The sequence below is a fragment of the Micromonospora sp. WMMD956 genome (assembly GCF_029626125.1).
Lineage (GTDB): Bacteria > Actinomycetota > Actinomycetes > Mycobacteriales > Micromonosporaceae > Micromonospora > Micromonospora carbonacea.
In genome coordinates this window covers 1211946-1229888 of sequence record NZ_JARUBI010000005.1, presented here as the reverse complement: position 1 = coordinate 1229888, position 17943 = coordinate 1211946, and the positions used below count along the sequence as shown (strand labels likewise).

The following is a 17943-nucleotide window of genomic DNA, read 5'->3' as shown; positions in this document are numbered from 1 at the left end:
GGCTCCCGGTCAGGACCGCGTCCCGGTCTGCCGGCGGGAGCCGAACGCGCCGAACCCGGCCGCGACGGCCGCCGCCACCAGGCCGCCGACCAGCAGCAGCGAGCCCGTGCCCCGGCCCTCGCCGGCCGTGCCGCCGGCGCCGGTGTTCGGGCCCTTGCTCGGCTGCGTCATGTTCAGCACGGTGAGGGTGGTGGTCGCGGTGCCGCCGTTGGCGCAGCGCAGCTCGACCGGGTAGTCGCCGGCCTGCTTGTTGCCGGGCACGGTGACCGCCCCGGTCAGGAAGCCGTTGTTCGGCCGGAGCACGACCCGCCCGAACGCGTCGGACTGCACGTCGGCCTGCCGGTTGTTGTCGTTGTCGCAGCTCGCCCGGATGTCGACGCGGGTGCCGGCCGGCGCGCTGTTCGGGGTGACCTCGACGAAGGTGTTCTCCCCGGCTCGGGCCGGCGCGCCGGCGAGCAGGACGAACGCCCCGAGCACGCCGAGCACGGCCAGCGCGGCCCGCACGGTCGGCCCCACGCCCACGGCCCGCGCGCCGCGTCCGGCCGGCCGGGCCGGGGCCGGCGTGGGCGGCGTTGCCGGACGCATCCTGGCTGCCGGCGCGGCGCACATGGCCGGCCGGGCACGGTGTGACGTGGTGAGCCCCCGCATCGTTCCCCCCTCCCGGTGCCGAGGCACCGGAATCCTCCCCGGGACAAGTCCGCCCTGCATTCCCCCTGAGGTGGGGGCAAACCCGCCGGCGCCGGCCCGCGCGCCGGCTCGGCTGGTGCTCGGCAGGGTGTTAGGAGGGGGCCCTTCCTATGCAGAAAGCGTTAACAAGGTGCCCTTCCTTACAGGCGGGTGACGGGGTGCCAGGCGAGGGGGGTGGAGAGGACCATCGTGCTCGACGGCTGGCCGTACGGGGCGAGCCGGTCGATCACCCGCTCGAAGTCGCCGATCGAGCCGGCCGCCACCCGAAGCACGCTGCACGCGTCGCCGGTGATCCGGTGGATCTCCATGATCTCCGGCCAACCCGGCACGTCCGGGTCGTTGAGGATGCAGCGCGACCCGTAGCAGGACATCCGGATCAGGGCGACCACCGTGCGGCCGGCGCGGGCCAGGTCGACGTGGGCGTGGTAGCCGGTGATCACCCCCGACTCCTCCAGCCGGCGGACCCGTTCGGCCACGGCCGGCGGCGACAGGTGCACGCGGCGGGACAGCTCGCTGTAGGAGAGCCGGGCGTCGGCCTGGAGTTCCCGCAGCAGCGCCCAGTCCATGTCGTCCACGCCTGGCCTTCCTCTCCGAAAGGTGGATGGGGGTTTCGGCTTTGGCTTCGCAGGTCGAAGGGCGGCAGCGCCGTCGAATCGGCATTCCGTTCGGCCCGTCGACCGGGGCACCATGACGCTACCCGGCTCATGGAGGAGACGACAGGTGGAGCAGACGGACCTGCGGGTGCCCGCACCGGCCACGGCGGTCCGTCCGGCGACCCCGCGGCAGCGGGCGGCCCGGGCGGCCCGTAACGGCGGCGAACCGACCCTGGACTTCGCCGACCGGGTGCCCTACGACGCGTACGTGCACGCCAGCACCCTGCACCGGTTGCAGCAGCCGCTGAGCGACGACCCGGGCGAGATGTCCTTCCTGATGGTCAGTCAGATCATGGAGCTCTACTTCGGGCTGACCCGTCACGAGCTGCGCGAGGCCCAGCGCTGCCTGCGCGCCGACCGGGTGCGGGCCGCCCTGGCCCCGCTGCGCCGCGCGGCGCTGCACCTGGAGGGGCTCAACGCGGCCTGGAAGGGGCTGCGCTGGATGACCCCGGCCGACTTCAACCGGTTCCGCAACCTGCTCGGCGAGGGCTCCGGCTTCCAGTCGGCGATGTACCGGCACCTGGAGTTCACGCTGGGCCTGCGCGACGCGGCCCTGATCCGGCCGTTCCGCCGGCAGGCCGAGGTACACGCCGAGCTGCGCGCCACGCTGGCCGCCCCGAGCCTGTGGGACGACGTGGTCGCCCTGCTGGCCCGCCGCGGCTTCGCCGTGCCGGCGGAGGTGCTGGGGCGCGACGTCGCCGAGGAGCACCGGCCGCACCCGGCGGTGGAGGCCGCGTGGGTGGCGATCTACGACGACGAGGAAGCAGCCGACGAGGTGGAGGCCGGCGTCGGGGAGACGGCCGGCGAGGAGGCCGGCGGCGCGGGCGGGCCGGGCGACGAGCTGCGGCTGCTCGGCGAGGCGCTGGCCGAGGTGGCCGAGCAGTTCGGCGACTGGCGGTGGAACCACGTCAAGGCGGTGCAGCGCACCATGGGCGCGAAGGTCGGCAGCGGCGGCTCCGCCGGGCTGGCCTGGTTGCAGCGCAGCATGGCCCGGGTGGTCTTCCCCGAGCTGTGGTCGGCCCGGACGGCGATGTGAGCGGGAAGGACACGATGACCGTCGCGGAGAGCGAGGCGCACCGCCTCGACAAGGCCGACCCCGGGCACCGGCACCTGTTCCACGTGCCGCCGGCAGACGGCGGGCGCTACCCGGAGGCCGCGTACCTGGCCGGCAACTCGCTCGGCCTGCAACCCCGGGCCACCCGCGCCGAGCTGCTGGCCGACCTGGACGCGTGGGGCCGCCTCGGCGTCGAGGGGCACCTGGAGGGGCAGCGGCCCTGGCTGTCGTACCACGAGCTGTTGACCGGGCCCGTCGCGCGGCTGGTCGGCGCGCGGCCCACGGAGGCCGTGGTGATGAACTCCCTCACCGTCGACCTGCACCTGCTGATGGTCAGCTTCTACCGGCCGGCGGGGCGGCGCACCCGGATCGTCATCGAGGACTCCGCCTTCCCGTCGGACAGCTACGCGGTGCGCAGCCAGGCCCGCTTCCACGGCCTCGACCCCGACGCCGCCGTGCTGCGGCTGCGCCCGCGCCCCGGCGAGGACGCCCTGCGCACCGCCGACGTGACCGACCTGCTCGCCGCCGAGGGCGACACGATCGCGCTGGTGCTGCTCGGCGGGGTCAACTACCTCACCGGCGAGCTGCTGGACATCCCGGCGATCACCGCCGCAGGCCGGGCCGCCGGCGCGGTCGTCGGCTGGGACCTGGCGCACGCGGCCGGCAACGTGCCGCTCGCGCTGCACGACTGGGGCGTCGACTTCGCCGCCTGGTGCTCCTACAAGTACCTCAACTCCGGCCCGGGCGCGCTGGCCGGCGTCTTCGTCCACGAGCGGCACCTCGGCCGGGCCGACCTGCCCCGCTTCGAGGGCTGGTGGAGCACCGAGGCGGCCACCCGGTTCGAGATGGCCCCCACCTCCCGGCCCCCGGCGACCGTGGAGGCGTGGCAGGTGTCCAACCCGCCGATCCTCGCCATGGGCCCGGTGCGCACCTCGCTGGAGCTGTTCGACTCGGTCGGCATGCCGGCGCTCCGGGAGCGCAGCGTGCGGCTCACCGGCTACCTGGAGCGGCTGCTCGACGACGTCACCGCGACCCGCCCGCTGACCGTGGTGACGCCGCGCGACCCGGCCCGCCGGGGCTGTCAGCTCTCGGTGCGCGTCGGCGCGGGCAGCGCGGGCGAGCTGACCAAGCGGCTGCGCCACGAGCACGGGGTGATAGCCGACGCCCGGGAGCCGGACGTCGTCCGGTTCGCCCCGGTGCCGCTCTACTCGACGTACCACGACTGCTGGCGGGTCGCCGACGCGCTGGCCGCGACGGTCGCGGAGGTGACCCCATGAACCCCGAACGGGACGAGATCGCCGTCGTCGGGGCCGGGCTGGCCGGCTGCCTGCTGGCCTGCTTCCTGGCCCGGCGCGGCTACCGGGTGGCGCTCTACGAGCGGCGGCCGGACCCGCGCGCCGGCCGCGTCGAGCGGGGCCGCTCGATCAACCTGGCGCTGTCCGAGCGCGGGCTCGACGCGCTGCGCCGCATCGGCCTGGCCGAGCAGGTGCTGGCCGACGCGCTGCCGATGCGCGGGCGCATGATCCACCCCGTGACGGGGGAGCCGGCGTTCCAGTCCTACAGCGCCGCCGGGGACCGGGCGATCAACTCGATCAGCCGGGGCGCGCTCAACAACGCCCTGCTCACCGCCGCCACCGCGCTGCCCGGGGTGCGGGCCGCCTTCGACCACCGGCTCGTCGGCCTCGACCCGGCCACCGGAGAGATGACCTTCGAGACCCCGCGGGGCAAGACCACGGCCGCCGCGCCGGTCGTCCTCGGCGCCGACGGGGCCGGCTCCGCCGTGCGCGGGCAACTCCTCGCGTACGGGGTCCTGGAAGAGAGCCTCGACTTCCTCGACTACGGCTACAAGGAGCTGACCCTCCCCCCGCTGGGCGGGGAGTTCGCCCTCGACCCGGCGGCCCTGCACATCTGGCCGCGCGGCACGTCGATGATGATCGCCCTGCCCAACCCCGACCGCTCGTTCACCTGCACGCTGTTCTGGCCCACCCACGGCACGGCGAGCTTCGCCTCGCTGACCAGCCCGGCGGCGATCGAGCGGCACTTCGCCACCCACTACCCGGACCTGCTGCCGCTGGCCCCCAACCTGGTCGACGACTACCAGCACAACCCGGTCGGGGTGCTCGGCACCGTCCGCTGCACCCCGTGGCAGGCGGGCGGGCGGGTCGGGCTGCTCGGCGACGCCGCGCACGCCATCGTCCCGTTCTACGGCCAGGGCGCGAACTGCGCGTTCGAGGACGTGGTGGCGCTGGACCGCTGCCTCGACGAGTGCGCCGACGACTGGGCGGCCGCGCTGCCGCTGTTCCAGGCGCGGCGGCAGGACGACGCCGAGGCGATCGCTCGGATGGCCCTGGCCAACTTCGTGGAGATGCGCGACAAGGTGGCCTCCCCGGTCTTCCAGGCCCGCCGCCGCCTCGACCACGCGCTGGAGCGGGCCCTGCCCGGGCGGTACGCCTCCCAGTACGAGCTGGTCTCCTTCTCCACCACCCCGTACGCGCGGGTGCGGCGGCGGGTGCGCCGCCAGCAGGCGGCGCTCGGGGCGGTGGCCGCCGGCACGGCGGCGCTGCTGGCCGGCGCGGTCGGCGCGGCGTGGACCCGGGGGCGGCGGCGGTGAGCGTGACCTGGGATCCGGGCCTGATGGCCGGGCGGGCGGCCGAAGGGCCGCCGCTGCTGCGGCACTTCGTCGGCGGGGAGTTCGTCGCCGCGGGCCGGCGGTTCACCAAGCGCAGCCCCGTCACCGGCGAGCCGGTCTTCGAGGTGGTCGAGGCCGACCGGTCCACCGTCGACGACGCGGTGGCCGCCGCCCGGGCGGCGCTGCGCGGGCCGTGGGGCCGGACGGGGGAGCGGGACCGCGCCGAGGTGCTGCGCCGCGTCGCCGACGAGCTGGAACGCCGCTTCGCCGACCTGGTCACCGCCGAGGTCGCCGACACCGGCAAGTCCATCAGCCAGGCCCGCACGCTGGACGTGCCCCGGGCCGCGGCCAACTTCCGGGCGTTCGCGGAGATCGTGGCGACCGCACCGACGGAGTCGTTCACCACCGTCACCCCCACCGGCGGGCGGGCGTTGAACTACGCCGTGCGCAAGCCCGTCGGCGTCGTCGCCGTGATCGTGCCGTGGAACCTGCCGCTGCTGCTGCTCACCTGGAAGGTCGCCCCGGCCCTGGCCTGCGGCAACGCCGTGGTGGTCAAGCCCAGCGAGGAGACCCCCGCCTCGGCGACCCTGCTCGCCGAGGTGCTGGCCGCCGCCGGGCTGCCCGACGGGGTGTTCAACCTGGTGCACGGCTTCGGCCCCGACTCGGCCGGCGAGTTCCTCACCCGCCACCCGGGCGTCGACGCGATCACGTTCACCGGCGAGTCCGCCACCGGCGGGGCGATCATGCGGGCCGCCGCCGACGGGGTGAAGGCCGTCTCGTTCGAGCTGGGCGGCAAGAACGCCGGCCTGGTCTTCGCCGACGCCGACCTCGACGCCGCCGTCGCCGGGTCGGTGCGGTCCAGCTTCACCAACGGCGGCCAGGTGTGCCTGTGCACCGAGCGGATCTACGTGCAGCGGCCCGTGTTCGACGAGTTCGTCGGGCGGCTGGCGAAGGCGGCCGACGCGCTCGCGTACGGGTGGCCCGCCGACGAGGCCACCGTCAACATGCCGCTGATCTCCCACCAGCACCGGGACAAGGTGCTCGGCTACCACGACCTGGCCCGCGCCGAGGGGGCCGAGTTCCGGGCCGGCGGCGGCACGCCCGCCTTCGGCGACGCCCGCGACGGCGGCGCGTACGTGCGGCCCACCGTGCTCACCGGCCTCGGCCCCGACGCCCGCACCAACCGCGAGGAGATCTTCGGGCCGGTGGTGCACGTCGCCCCGTTCGACACCGAGGAGGAGGCGTACGCGCTGGCCAACGGCACCGAGTACGGCCTCGCGGCGACCGTGTGGACCCGGGACGTGGGCCGGGCGCACCGGGCCGGGGCCCGCCTCGACGCCGGCATCGTCTGGGTCAACACCTGGTTCCTGCGGGACCTGCGCACCCCGTTCGGCGGGGTCAAGGCGTCCGGCATCGGCCGCGAGGGCGGCGTGCACTCCCTCGACTTCTACTCCGAACTCACCAACGTCTGCGTGGACCTCACATGACCGTCGACATCGAAGCCGCCGCCCGGGAGCTGACCGAGGCCCGGTCCAGCGGCAGGCCCTGCCCGCCGCTGCGCGGCCGGCTGCTGCCCGAGGGGGACGTCGCGTCGGCGTACCTCGTGCAGCAGCGCCAGGCGCGGGCCTGGCACGGCCGGGGCGAACGCCGGGTCGGCGCGAAGATCGGCCTGACCTCCCGGGCCGTGCAGGACAGCCTCGGCGTGTACGAGCCCGACTTCGGGGTGCTGACCGACGCGATGGCCGTCGCCGACGGCGACGAGGTGCCGGTCGGGCGGCTGCTCCAGCCCCGGGTGGAGGCGGAGATCGCGTTCGTGCTCGGCGCGGACCTCACCGTCGGGCGGCCCACCACCGTCGACCTGCTGCGGGCCGTCGACCACCTGCTGCCGGCCATCGAGATCGTCGACTCGCGCGTCGCCGGCTGGGACATCTCCATCGTCGACACCGTCGCCGACAACGCCTCCAGCGGGCTGTTCGTGCTCGGCGCCGCGCCGCGCCGGCTCGCCGACGTCGACCTGCGGCTGTGCGGGATGGTCCTGGAGCACGCGGGGGAGCCCGTCTCGGTCGGCGCGGGCGCGGCGTGCCTCGGCAACCCGCTGCACGCCCTCGGCTGGCTCGCCGGCACCCTCGCCCGCGCCGGCGACCCGCTGCGCGCCGGCGACGTGGTGCTCTCCGGGGCGCTCGGGCCCATGGTGCCGGTGACGCCCGGCGCGGCGTACGAGGCGCGGATCTCCGGGCTCGGCTCGGTGCGGACCTGCTTCAGCGAGGAGAAGTCATGATCGGGGTGGACACCGCCGGCATCGCCGCGAGGCTGGGCGAGGCGGCCGACACGGCCACCGCCATCGGCCAGCTCGCCGCCGAGACCGGCCTCGACGTCGACGGCGCGTACGCGGTGCAGACCGCCCTCGTGCAGCGCCGGCTCGACCGGGGCGAGCGCCTCGTCGGGCTGAAGATGGGGCTGACCAGCCGCGCGAAGATGGCCCAGGTCGGCGTCGACGAGGTGATCTGGGGGCGGCTCACCGACGTGATGCGGGTGCCCGACGGCGGCACGGTCGACGTGGCCGACTTCATCCACCCCCGGGTCGAGCCGGAGGTGGCGTTCCTGCTGGACCGGGTGCCCGAGCCGGGCGAGCCCGTCGGGTCGTTCGCCGACGCGGTGCGCGCCGTGGCCCCGGCGATCGAGTTGATCGACTCCCGGTACGCGAACTTCACCTTCTCCCTGCCGGACGTGATCGCCGACAACACCTCGGCGGGGGCGTTCGTGGTCGGGCCGTGGTCGCCGGTGCCCGACGGGCTGGACAACCTCGGCGTGCTGCTGGAGGTCGACGGGCGCATCGCGCAGGTCGGCTCGACCGCGGCGATCCTCGGCGACCCGCGCCGGGCCCTGGACGAGGGGCTGCGCCTCGCCGGCCGGCACGGGGTGCGGCTGCGCTCCGGCTGGGTGTTTCTCGCCGGTGCCGCCACGGCCGCCGTGCCGCTGCGGCCGGGCGCGCACGTGCGGGCCGTCGTGGAGAAGCTCGGCGTCGCGTCGCTGCGGGCCGCGTCGTCCGGGGCGGCGTCGTGAGCGGGCAGGCGCGGGTGGTTGCCGGGAAGGCCGTGCCGCGCGGGGCGTTTCCGCATGTCAAGGTCGCGGGCGGCTTCGTCTTCGTCTCCGGTACGTCGTCGCGGCGGCCCGACAACACGTTCGCCGGGGTCGCCGTGGACGAGTTCGGCACCACCGACCTGGACATCCGGGAGCAGACCCGGGCGGTCGTCGGCAATCTGCGGGACCTGCTGCGCTCGGTCGGCGCGGACCTGGCCGACCTGGTGCAGGTCACCTCGTACCTGGTCAACATGAACGACTTCGGGGGCTACAACGAGGTGTGGGCCGAGTTCTTCGACGTGGACGGGCCGACCCGGACCACGGTGGCCGTGCACCAGCTTCCGCACCCGCACCTGCTGATCGAGATGCAGGCCGTGGCACTTCTTCCGGCGGAAGGCCGGTCGTGAGTCCGGAAGGTCGGCCATGAGTTCGGAAGGTCAGTCGTGAGTTCGGGAGGTCAGTCATGAGTGAGATCGCCGAGCCGTTCAGCTTCCCCGGCTGGATCGCCGAGAACCAGCACCTGCTGAAGCCGCCGGTGGGCAACAAGGAGATGTTCCCCGGCGGCGACGACTTCATCGTGATGGTCGTGGGCGGGCCCAACCAGCGCACCGACTTCCACGTCGACCCGTACGAGGAGTTCTTCTACCAGGTCAAGGGCAACATGCACGTCAACCTGATGACGCCGGAGGGGCCGCGTACGGTGCACGTGCGCGAGGGGCAGATGTGGATGCTGCCGCGCGACACCCCGCACTCGCCGCAACGCCCCGAGCCCGGCTCGATCGGCGTGGTCGTCGAGCGGGTCCGCGAGGAGGGCACGCTGGAGAAGTTCCAGTGGTACTGCCCGCAGTGCGGGGCGAAGGTGCACGAGGTGGAGTTGCAGGTCCGCGACATCGCCGCCGACCTGCCCCCGGTGTTCGGCGCGTTCTACGCCGACGAGGCCGCCCGCACCTGCGGCGAGTGCGGCGCGCTGCACCCGGGCAAGGGCTGATGACCGGACCCGCCGCACCCGCACCCGCACCCGGCCCCGCCGTCGCGGGGCGGCCCGTCGTGGACGTGCACACGCACGTCGTACCGAAGGGGTGGCCGGACCTCGGCGCGGCGTGCGGCGGGTCCGGCTGGCCCTGGCTGCGGGTCGACTCCGAGCGGGCCGCCATGATCATGGTGGGGGAGACGGAGTTCCGGCCGGTCGGGGCGGAGTGCTGGGACGCGCCGACCCGGCTGGCCGACATGGCCGCCGACGGGGTCGACGTGCAGGTGGTGTCGCCGACGCCGGTCTTCTTCGGCTACGACCGGCCCGCCGGCCAGGCGGCGAAGGTCGCCCGGATCTTCAACGACCTGACCCTGGAGGTCACGGCCGGCGGCGGCGACCGGCTCGTGCCGTTCTGCCAGGTGCCGCTGCAGGACCCGGACGCGGCCTGCGCCGAGCTGGACCGCTGCCTCGCGGCCGGGCACGTCGGGGTGGAGATCGGCAACCACGTCGGCGACCGCGACCTCGACGACGCGGGCGTGGTCACCTTCCTCCAGCACTGCGCGCACGTCGGCGCGCCCGTCTTCGTGCACCCGTGGGACATGCCGGACGGCCCCCGGCTCGACCGGTGGATGGCCCGCTGGCTGACCGGGATGCCTGCCGAGACGCACCTGTCGGTGCTGGCGATGATCCTCGGCGGGGTGTTCGACCGGGTGCCGGAGACGCTGCGGATCTGCTTCGCCCACGGCGGCGGCAGCTTCCCGTTCTGGCTGGGCCGCGCCGACAACGCCTGGCACCGCCGGGGCGACCTGGTCCGGGGCGCGTCGGCCGCCCCGCCCAGCGCGTACGTCGACCGGTTCTGCGTCGACTCGGTGGTGTTCGCCCCGGCGGCGCTGCGCCTGCTCGTCGACACGATGGGAGAGGACCGGGTGCTGGTCGGCAGCGACTACCCGTACCCGCTGGGGGAACGCCCGGCGGGCCGGGTGGTCCGCGAGGCCGGCTTCCTCACCGCCGGGCAGCGCGCCAAGCTCCTCTCCACCAACGCCCTGCGCTTCCTCGGCAGGCCGCCGCGCCTGACCTGACCGGCTCGGTCGTGTCGGGCGGCGGGGCGGGGCGGGGTCGGGCAGGATGGCGGGGTGGCCGAGCTGCACGACCTGACCGCCCTGGAGCAGGGCGCCGCGATCGCGCGCGGCGAGTGCTCCAGCGCGGACCTGGTCGAGCACCACCTGGCCCGGGTCGACGCGCTCGGCGACACCGTCGGCGCGTTCGTCACCGTCACCGGCGAGGCGGCCCGCCAGGCGGCGCGGGTGGCCGACGCCGCCCCCGCGCAGGGGCGCGGCCCGCTGCACGGCGTGCCCACCGCGATCAAGGACCTGACGCTCACCGCCGGGGTGCGCACCACGTTCGGCTCGGCGGCCTTCGCCGACCTGGTGCCCCCGGTCGACGCCGACGTCGTCCGGCTGATCCGCGCCGCCGGGCTGGTCAGCCTCGGCAAGACCACCACCAGCGAGCTGGGCTGCTCGCTCTACTCCGAGGGCCTGGTCGCGCCGCCGGCCCGCAACCCGTGGGACCTGGCCTACACGGCCGGCGGGTCCTCCGGCGGGGCGGCGGCGGCCGTCGCGGCCGGGCTGGTCCCCGTCGCCCAGGGCTCCGACGGCGGCGGCTCGCTGCGCATCCCCGCCTCGCTGTGCGGCCTCGTCGGCCACAAGCCGAGCCGGGGCACGGTCCCCGGCGGGCCGGTGGGCTTCGGCGCGTTCGGGCTGCCGATCAACGGGCCGCTGGGGCGCACCGTCGCCGACGTCGCCGCGCTGCTCGACGTCATGGCGGTGCCGGTGCCCGGCGAGCCCTACCTGCCGCCGCCCGCGCCCGACGGCGGCTACCTCGGCGCGGCCCGCGGCGCCGCGCCCGGCCGGCTGCGGGTCGGCCGGTTCACCGCCCCGATGCTCGCCGACGAGCCCGTCCACCCCGACTGCGTGGCCGCCGTCGACACCGCCGCCGCGCTGCTCGCCGAGGCCGGGCACGAGGTGGTGGACGTCCCCGCGCCGTTCGGCCCGGAGGTGTGGCCGCTGTTCGAGATCGTGTGGTATGTCCTGGCGCTCGCCCCCGTCCCGCCCGAGCGGGAGAGCCGCCTGCTGCCGCTGACCCGGCTCCTGCGCTCCCGCGGCGCGGAGATCTCCGCCGGCACGCTGACGAGCACCCTCGGCGAGCTCCAGGCGCAGGCGCGGCGGGCCGCCCACCGCACCGCCGGCTGCGACCTGCTGCTCTGCCCGACGCTGGCCGCGCCGCAGGCCGAGGTGGGCTGGTTCACCGCCGACGGCGACCCCGAGCGCGACTTCGACAGGCAACGGCGGTTCTCGCCGTACTGCGCCGTGTTCAACGTCACGGGGCAACCGTCCGTGTCGCTGCCGCTGGGGCGCACCGCCGAAGGGCTGCCCGTCGGGGTCCTGCTCACCGGCCGCTACGGCGCCGACGCGACCCTGATCGGCGTCGCCGCGCAGCTTGAGCACGCCAGTGGCGGGTGGGATCGCCACCCCGCAGTCTGGCGGGCCGTGGGCTCCGCTAACGTGAATACGAGCGGAGTCGGCGAGCCGATGTCATGATCGTCCAACCGACCCGGAAGTTCCTGGTCTCTCTTTCCGCCTGGGGGCGTTGGGATTGTCTGTTACCGAGACGTTGCTGGTCTTCGTCGGCATCCCGGCGGCCGTGGTGCTGGTGATCACCGCGCTGGCGTTCGCCGGCGGCCGTTCCTCCGGTGGCGGCGCCAAGCGCTACCGGCCGGGTCGACCCTTCGACTTCACTCCGGTCTGGTTCCTGGGCCGTCCGGAGCAGCTGGCCGACTCGGCCGGCACCGCGCTGGCGGCGGGCGCGCAGGCGCCGGCGCTGACCAGCCACAAGCTTGACCGGGCCGGCGTCGAGGCGCCGGCCGGTGGAACCGGAGGCGCAAGTGACCGTTGGTGAGAAGCAGGCCGAGGCGGGCACCCCGCCCGAGGTGCTGGACGGGCCGTTCTCGACCCGCCAGCTGCTGCGCATCGACGAGGCGCTCCGCCTGGCCGACCAGGGGACCGGGCTGGTCTTCTCGGTCTACGTCGGCGGGCTCGACGAGCCGATCCGCGCGCACGCCCAGCGGCTGCACCGCCAGCTCGCCGACCCCGACCGGTCCGTGCTGATCGCGGTGTCGCCCAACCAGCGCCAGCTGGAGATCGTCACCGGGCGGCAGGCCCGCAAGCGCATCCCCGACACCTACGCGAAGCTCGCCGCGCTCTCCATGGTGGCGTCCTTCGGCGGCGGCGACCTGGCCGGCGGCATCATCAGCGGCCTCGACCAGCTCGCCAGCCACGCCGGCCGGGCGTAAGGAAGGGCCCCTTCTTAACGCCTACTGTCGAGAAGGGCACCCTTCTCACCACGGCTGCGTCAGCGGGGCCAGCGGCCCGGGTCGAGCGTCATCGGCCAGGGCTCGGCGACCTCCACCGGGTCGTCGGGGCCGACGGTGCCGAGCAGGCGGTAGTGGTCGTCCTTGGCCAGCTCGTAGCGGTACACGACCGGCCCGAAGTCGCCCCGCTCGACCCGCCAGTAGGCGGGGATGCCGGCCTCGGCGTAGAGGGCCGGCTTCGTGAACCGGTCGTGCCGGCGGCTGCTGGGTGACTCGACCTCGACGACGAGCGCCACATCCACGGGCTCGGCCCACATCCGCTCCCGCGGGGCGGTCGGCCGCAGCACCGTGACGTCGGGGATCAGGTTGCCGCCCGGCACCCGCACGCCGATCTCGCGGATGACCCGCCAGCCCGGCGCAGCGGCCTGGCGCAGCGCCATCCGGATGTCGTCGGCCAGCTCGTGGTGGTCCGGTCCGGTCGGCGGGGTCACGTGCAGGCTCCCGTCGATGATCTCGTAGCGGTTCCCGTTCTCGGGCAGGTCGCGCAGGTCCTCCTCGCGCCAGCCGCGCCCCGGCGGCTGCCATCCGTACGTCGGCTGTGCCATCGCGTCCACCTCCTCACGCCACACTAAACGCCCCGGGGCCGGCGGTGGACTCGCGTCCACCGCCGGCCCCGGGCCGCGTACCACGTGGGGTCAGGCGCTGCGGGCGTCGCGCTCGCGGGCCTTCAGCGCGCGCACGACGGCGTCGCGGCCCTCGGCGACCAGCCGCCGCAGCGACGCCGGCTTGTCGCCGGCGGCGGCCAGCCACGCGTCCGTGGCGGCCACCGTGTCCTCGGAGACCTGCTGCGTCGGGTACGCGAGCTGCACGAACTCCTGCGCCGGCTCGCTGTCGCGCTGCGCCCAGACCTGGTCCACCACCTCGAAGTACCGCTCCCGGTACGGCGCGACCAGCTCCGCCTGCACGGCCGGGGCGAAGCCCTGCAACAGCGCCCGGTTGCGCCAGTTCGGCAGCGCGTCGGGGCCGGTGAGCTGCGCCCAGACCGCCGCCTTGTTCTCCGGCGTCGGCACCAGCGCGTGCGCGTACGCGGCCTCCCGCTCGCCGCTGGCGGTGCGGTCGCCGGCCAGCTCCGCCTCGATCTCGGCCGGCCCGCCGACGCCCTTGCTGATCAGCGACTGGAGGATCACCCAGCGCAGCTCGGTGTCGATGGCCAGCCCGGGGGGCACGTCCACCCCGCCCAGCCAGCCCCGGACGGTGGCCAGGTCCTCCGCCGAGCGGGACGCCTGCACGTAGGTGCGCGCCCAGGCGAGCTGGAGCCCGCTGCCCGGCTCGGCGGTGGCCAGCGTCGCCTTCGCGGCCCGGGCCAGCTGCGCCCAGCCCGTCGGGGCCCAGGCCGGGTCGGCGTACAGGTTGAGGGTGGTCACCACGGACTGCCGCAGGGTGGCGGTGACCAGGTTGATGTCGGTCTCGGCGGGCAGCCCGGCCAGCACCAACGCCAGGTAGTCGCGGGCCGACAGTTCGGCGTCGCGGACCATGTCCCACGCCGCCATCCAGCACAGGGCCCGCGACAGCGACGACTCGAACCCGGCGATGTGCTGCACCACCGTGGCCATCGACCGCTCGTCCAGGCGCAGCTTCGTGTACGTCAGGTCGTCGTCGTTGAGCAGCAGCACGTCGGCGGCCCGCACCCCGGCCAGGTCGGTCAGCTCGGTCGACTCGCCGGTCACGTCGACCTCGATCCGGTCGCGGCGCACCAGCCGGCCGTCGGTCAGGTCGTACAGGCCCACGCCGATGCGGTGCGTGCGCAGCGTCGGGTGCCCCGACGGGGCCTCCTGCCGCACCACGACCCGCTCGTAGCTGCCGTCCGCGCCGATCGTCACCTCGGGACGCAGCGTGTTGACCTGCGCGGTCTCCAGCCACTGGGCGGCGAACTTGCGCAGCTCCCGGCCGGAGGCCGCCTCCAGCTCCGACAGCAGGTCGTCGAAGGTGGCGTTGCCCCAGGCGTGCTTGCCGAAGTAGGCCCGCAGCCCGGCCAGGAACGGCTCCTCGCCGACGTACGCGACGAGCTGCTTGAGCACGCTCGCGCCCTTGGCGTACGTGATGCCGTCGAAGTTGACCTCGACGGCCTCCAGGTCCGGCATCTCGCAGTAGACCGGGTGGGTGGAGGAGAGCTGGTCCTGCCGGTAGCCCCAGTTCTTGCGGATCGACAGGAACGTCGTCCACGCGTCGGTGAAGCGGGTGGCATGGGCGTTGCACCAGTGGCTGGCCCACTCGGCGAACGACTCGTTGAGCCACAGGTCGTTCCACCAGCGCATGGTGACCAGGTCACCGAACCACATGTGCGCCAGCTCGTGCAGGATCGTGTTGGCCCGCTGCTCGTACTCGAAGTCGGTGACCTGCGAGCGGAAGATGTAGTGCGACTCGGCGTGCGTGACACAGCCGAAGTTCTCCATCGCCCCGGCGTTGAAGTCGGGCACCCAGAGCTGGTCGTACTTGGGCAGCGGGTAGCGCACCCCGAACTGCTCGTGGAAGAAGTCGAAGCCCTGCTTGGTGATCAGGAACAGGTCGTCGGCGTCGAGGTGCTGCGCCATCGACGCCCGGCAGTAGACCCCCAGGTCGATGCCGTCGTGGCTGTCGCGCACCTCGTGGTACGGGCCGGCGCAGAGCGCGGTGATGTAGGTGCTCATCCGCGCCGACTCCGCGAAGTGGACCGCCTTGAGCCCCTCGCCGGCCGGCTCCTCACGCGCCACCGGCATGTTGGACACCACCCGCCAGTGCTCCGGGACGGTGGCGTGCCAGGTGTAGACGCTCTTGAGGTCGGGCTGGTCGAAGCAGGCGAACACCTTCTGCGCGTCGGCCGTCTCGAACTGGCTGTAGAGGTAGGTCTCCCCGTCGACCGGGTCGACCGTGCGGTGCAGCCCCTGCCCGCTGTTGGAGTACGCGAAGTCGGCGTCCACCAGAAGGGTGTTCTCGGCGGCCAGGCCGGGCAGCGCCAGCCCCTTCTCCGCCGACCAGCCCGACAGGTCGAGCGGGACGCCGTTGAGGGTGGCCGACCGGACCGACTCGGCGGCGGCCTCGATGAAGGTGGCCGCACCCGGCTCGGCGCAACGGAACCGGACCTCGGTCACCGACCGGAAGGTGCGTCCGTCGGCCGCCTGCACGGCGGTCGACAGGTCCAGACTGATGTCGTACCCGGTCACCTCAAGCAGGCGGGCCCGCTCGGTGGCCTCCACCTGGGTCAGGTTGCGCACTCCCGGCACTGTTCGTCTCCATCCCACTCTCGCCGTGCGCCGCCGCGGCGCCAGCCCACCGCTCGCTCGTGGCGACCGGTTCCGATCCGAGTCTTCCATGCGAGGGCACCTCGCGGTGGTCGAGCTCACGCTCTCATTCCGCTACCGGTCGATGCGCCGTGGGGTGAGGATCGAGGGACGAGGCGCCGGCTTTCGGCCCTCCCGTCGCGAAGGGAACCTCACGTGACCGAGCGTGTCGCCGTCGACATGTGGTTCGACCCCATCTGCCCCTGGGCGTGGGTGACCTCCCGCTGGCTGCTGGAGGTGGAACAGGTCCGCGACGTGGACATCCGTTTCCACGTGATGAGCCTGTCGGTGCTCAACGAGGGCCGGGACGTGCCCGAGCAGTACCAGGAGCTCATGAAGGCCGGCTGGGGCCCGGTGCGGGTGTGCGTCGCGGTGCAGCAGCAGCACGGCCCCGACGCCGTCCGCGCCCTCTACACGGCGCTGGGCACCCGCATCCACCTCGGCAAGGAGGAGCTGGGCCGCGACCTGTACGTGGCCGCGCTCGCCGACGCCGGGCTGGGCCCGGAGCTGGCCGCCGCCGCCGACTCCACCGACCACGACGAGGCGCTGCGGGCCAGCCACGAGGCGGGCATGCGGCCGGTCGGCCAGGACGTCGGCACCCCGGTGATCCACGCGCCGGGCCCCGACGGCTCCCCGGTGGCGTTCTTCGGCCCGGTGGTCACCCCGCGCCCGAAGGGGGAGGCCGCCGGCCGGCTCTGGGACGGCGTCCTGCTGGTCGCCGGCACGCCCGGCTTCTACGAGCTGAAGCGCTCCCGCGAGGTCGGCCCGAGCTTCGAGTAAGGAAGGGCCCCCTCTTAACGCCTGCGGCAGAGAAGGGTTCCCCTCTCACCCTCGCCCGGGGCGCGCGCCGGCCCGCGCGCGCCCCGGGCGGGGGCCCCGCTCAGTTGGTGGACTCGGGTGGGGCGCGGGGGGTGGCGTAACCCCGCGGCGGTAGCGTCAGCGGACATGACGGTCGTGCATCCGATCGCCCGGGCCTGGATCACCACTGGCGGCACCGGCGCGCAGAACTACGACGAGTTCGCCGACGACGCGGAGATCACCGCGATCATCGAGGCGAACCCGCACAGTGCCCTCGGCATCGAGATGCCCCACCGGGCCCCGGAGAGCCTGGGCAGGTCGTTCCTCGACGCGCTGCCCGACGCGGTGACCCGGCTCGCCGAGGCGAAGGCCGACGGCAGCTACACCCCGGCCGAGCAGGTCGTCGTCCTCTACCGGATCAGCGCGCCGGGCGAGGAGACCGCGTACGGGCTGTTCGCCATGGTCGACACCGACCAGATCTCCACCAGCGCCGACGAGCCCGGCCTGGTCATCCGCAACGAGGACGTCTTCATCGCCAAGGTCCGGGAGCGGGTCGCGCTCGCCGAGGCGCTCGGGCACCTGCTCTCGCCCGTGCTCCTGCTCCAGACCGGCCGGGGCGACGAGCTGCACGCCGCGCTCGCGGCGGCGACCGAGACGGCCGGCGTGCCCGCCGCGACCGACACGGACCAGGCCGGCCGCACGCACGCCGTGTGGCTGCTCGGTCCCGGCCCGGAGCAGGACGCGCTGACCGCGCTCGCCGGCGGCGGCGAGCTGGTGGTCGCCGACGGCAACCACCGCAGCCTCGCCGCCCAGACCGGCGGCCTGCCGCGCTTCCTGGCCGTGGTGACCACCCCCGCGTCGGTCGCCATCCAGCCCTACAACCGGCTCGTCAGCGAGCTGACCGTCACCCCGGCCGAGCTGCTCGACCGGCTCCGCGCCGCCGGGGCCGAGGTCGAGCCGCTCGACGGCCCGGTCGAGGTCCCGACGGCCGGCGGCACCGTCGCGCTCCGGCTCCCCGACCAGGGGTACGCCGTGCGCCTGCCGCACGTCGACGGCGGCCGGCTGGAGAACCTCGACCACGCCCTGGTCGAGCGGGTGCTGCTGCGCGACGCGCTCGGCCTCGACCCCGGCGACAAGCGGATCACGTACGTCGGCGGCGACTACCCGGCGAGCTGGCTGACCGGCGAGGTCGAGGCGGGCCGGGCCGAGCTGGCCGTGCTGATCGCCCCGGTGACCGTCGACGACTTCGTCGCGGTGAACCTGGCCCGGGAGAAGATGCCGCGCAAGAGCACCTGGTTCACCCCGAAGGCCCGCGGCGGCCTCGTGGTGGCCGAGCTGCCCCGCTGACCTGGGATTCTGTGACGCAACCGGCTCCGCGCCGCCGCCC

At 74.5% G+C, this 17943-nt stretch carries 18 protein-coding genes; 14 read left to right on the top strand and 4 right to left on the bottom strand.

Annotated elements, in window-relative coordinates; translation table 11 throughout:
* Nucleotides 1-9: 9 nt before the first annotated feature.
* Together O7628_RS05665 and O7628_RS05660 are read right to left on the bottom strand one after the other, a co-directional pair.
* On the bottom strand, nt 10-486 hold the full coding sequence (locus O7628_RS05665) for a hypothetical protein (protein WP_278136231.1): 477 nt from the start codon (nt 484-486) through the stop codon (nt 10-12).
* Between the two features lie 341 nt (nt 487-827).
* Complete coding sequence (locus O7628_RS05660) at nt 828-1262, bottom strand: Lrp/AsnC family transcriptional regulator (protein WP_043966285.1); 435 nt, start codon at nt 1260-1262, stop codon at nt 828-830.
* A gap of 145 nt (nt 1263-1407) precedes the next feature.
* On the opposite strand from O7628_RS05660, the gene O7628_RS05655 reads away from it, so the two are divergent.
* The 12 genes from O7628_RS05655 (at nt 1408) to O7628_RS05600 (ending at nt 12423) form a co-directional block, all read left to right on the top strand.
* On the top strand, nt 1408-2376 hold the full coding sequence (locus tag O7628_RS05655) for a tryptophan 2,3-dioxygenase family protein (protein WP_278128859.1): 969 nt from the start codon (nt 1408-1410) through the stop codon (nt 2374-2376).
* A gap of 14 nt (nt 2377-2390) precedes the next feature.
* Nucleotides 2391-3671 (top strand): kynureninase, encoded by a 1281-nt coding sequence (gene kynU, locus O7628_RS05650; RefSeq protein WP_278128857.1) that lies wholly within the window; start codon nt 2391-2393, stop codon nt 3669-3671.
* Complete coding sequence (locus O7628_RS05645; RefSeq protein WP_278128854.1) at nt 3668-5005, top strand: NAD(P)/FAD-dependent oxidoreductase; 1338 nt, start codon at nt 3668-3670, stop codon at nt 5003-5005. Before kynU ends, O7628_RS05645 begins: the two co-directional genes overlap by 4 nt.
* 23 nt (nt 5006-5028) lie before the next feature.
* Nucleotides 5029-6510 (top strand): 2-hydroxymuconic semialdehyde dehydrogenase, encoded by a 1482-nt coding sequence (locus O7628_RS05640; protein ID WP_278136230.1) that lies wholly within the window; start codon nt 5029-5031, stop codon nt 6508-6510.
* Entirely contained in the window at nt 6507-7301 is a 795-nt protein-coding gene (locus O7628_RS05635) for a fumarylacetoacetate hydrolase family protein (RefSeq protein ID WP_278128853.1), read from the top strand. Before O7628_RS05640 ends, O7628_RS05635 begins: the two co-directional genes overlap by 4 nt.
* Nucleotides 7298-8086 carry a fumarylacetoacetate hydrolase family protein gene (locus O7628_RS05630; protein ID WP_278128851.1) on the top strand — a complete coding sequence of 263 codons (789 nt, stop codon included), beginning with the start codon at nt 7298-7300 and terminating at the stop codon, nt 8084-8086. Before O7628_RS05635 ends, O7628_RS05630 begins: the two co-directional genes overlap by 4 nt.
* Complete coding sequence (locus O7628_RS05625) at nt 8083-8511, top strand: RidA family protein (RefSeq protein WP_278128849.1); 429 nt, start codon at nt 8083-8085, stop codon at nt 8509-8511. Before O7628_RS05630 ends, O7628_RS05625 begins: the two co-directional genes overlap by 4 nt.
* 56 nt (nt 8512-8567) lie before the next feature.
* Entirely contained in the window at nt 8568-9092 is a 525-nt protein-coding gene (locus tag O7628_RS05620; protein ID WP_043966295.1) for a 3-hydroxyanthranilate 3,4-dioxygenase, read from the top strand.
* Nucleotides 9092-10153, top strand: coding sequence for an amidohydrolase family protein (locus tag O7628_RS05615; RefSeq protein WP_278128847.1), 1062 nt, complete (start codon nt 9092-9094; stop codon nt 10151-10153). Before O7628_RS05620 ends, O7628_RS05615 begins: the two co-directional genes overlap by 1 nt.
* 54 nt (nt 10154-10207) lie before the next feature.
* Nucleotides 10208-11671, top strand: coding sequence for an amidase (locus O7628_RS05610; RefSeq protein WP_278128846.1), 1464 nt, complete (start codon nt 10208-10210; stop codon nt 11669-11671).
* A gap of 73 nt (nt 11672-11744) precedes the next feature.
* A complete protein-coding gene (locus tag O7628_RS05605) occupies nt 11745-12029 on the top strand; it encodes a hypothetical protein (protein ID WP_278136229.1) in 285 nt (94 codons plus the stop codon).
* Nucleotides 12016-12423, top strand: a complete 408-nt coding sequence (locus O7628_RS05600; protein ID WP_278128844.1) for a DUF5130 family protein — start codon at nt 12016-12018, stop codon at nt 12421-12423. The genes O7628_RS05605 and O7628_RS05600 overlap by 14 nt, the downstream gene beginning before the upstream one ends.
* A gap of 59 nt (nt 12424-12482) precedes the next feature.
* On the opposite strand, the gene O7628_RS05595 is transcribed toward O7628_RS05600, so the two are convergent.
* Both O7628_RS05595 and pepN read right to left on the bottom strand, forming a co-directional pair.
* Entirely contained in the window at nt 12483-13046 is a 564-nt protein-coding gene (locus O7628_RS05595; RefSeq protein ID WP_278128842.1) for a Uma2 family endonuclease, read from the bottom strand.
* A 90-nt stretch (nt 13047-13136) separates the two neighbouring features.
* A complete protein-coding gene (pepN, locus tag O7628_RS05590) occupies nt 13137-15692 on the bottom strand; it encodes an aminopeptidase N (RefSeq protein ID WP_278128840.1) in 2556 nt (851 codons plus the stop codon).
* Nucleotides 15693-15914: 222 nt separating this feature from the next.
* Here pepN and O7628_RS05585 point away from each other — a divergent pair, with 222 nt between their 5' ends.
* Nucleotides 15915-16538, top strand: coding sequence for a disulfide bond formation protein DsbA (locus O7628_RS05585; protein ID WP_074477615.1), 624 nt, complete (start codon nt 15915-15917; stop codon nt 16536-16538).
* Nucleotides 16539-16703: 165 nt separating this feature from the next.
* Complete coding sequence (locus O7628_RS05580; RefSeq protein WP_278128839.1) at nt 16704-17903, top strand: DUF1015 family protein; 1200 nt, start codon at nt 16704-16706, stop codon at nt 17901-17903.
* Nucleotides 17904-17943: the final 40 nt, after the last annotated feature.